General features: G+C 46.4%; 2 protein-coding genes. One reads left to right on the forward strand and one right to left on the reverse strand.

Annotated elements, in window-relative coordinates:
• The coding region (locus tag R7R78_RS26350; protein WP_225474640.1) for a LuxR C-terminal-related transcriptional regulator at positions 1 to 450 on the forward strand (450 nt) is incomplete at its 5' end.
• A 76-nt stretch (positions 451 to 526) separates the two neighbouring features.
• On the opposite strand, the gene R7R78_RS26355 is transcribed toward R7R78_RS26350, so the two are convergent.
• A partial coding sequence (locus tag R7R78_RS26355) for a pyridoxine 5'-phosphate oxidase C-terminal domain-containing protein (RefSeq protein ID WP_318119615.1) occupies positions 527 to 704 on the reverse strand: 178 nt, incomplete at its 5' end.

Raw genomic sequence — 704 nt, forward strand, 5'->3', positions numbered from 1 at the left:
GATGGGCGTTGGCGCGCACATATTTTCACGAAAACCCCTTGGCGAGATGAACAAGGCAACATCCTCGGCACCATTTTTTATGGCCGAGAGTTAACCGACACCGCCGTGATTGAAGTGGGCTACTGGGTGTGTCGAGCCATCGGTACAGACTTAAACCATCAATCCATTTTCCGTTTTTCGAATCTGAACCCGAAACCAGAAAAGCTCACATGCCGCGAGCAAGAAACGCTATTTTTACTGCTTTACGGCAAAAAACCTCAGTTTATTTCTCAAGTGATGGGCATCTCCACCAAAACGGTAGAAGGGCACGTCGCACGTCTAAGAAACAAGTTTGAAGCGAATAGTAAGAACGAGCTGATCGATAAAGCAATGGAGGCAGGCTATGGCTCTGTTGTACCCAAAACGCTGCTTAAACATCAGCTTTCTGTTGTTTTGAATGGAGAGCGCTAACGCCACGCCGCTTTATCTTTATAAACACAAACACCGCCTAAATGGCGGTGTTTTGTTAGGCGTTAAATAAGATGCCCTATGGCGCGAGACGGTCGATATCCCATTCATCATCGTGTTGAGAGAATAGAAAACGGTCATGCAGACGATGCTCACCGCCTTGCCAAAACTCAATGCTTTGCGGTTTAACTCTAAAGCCGCCCCAAAATGTTGGCATTGGAATTTCACCTTTAGCAAATTTCTGTTTGAGCTCAAGG

This window comes from Vibrio sp. 2134-1 (genome assembly GCF_033339495.1).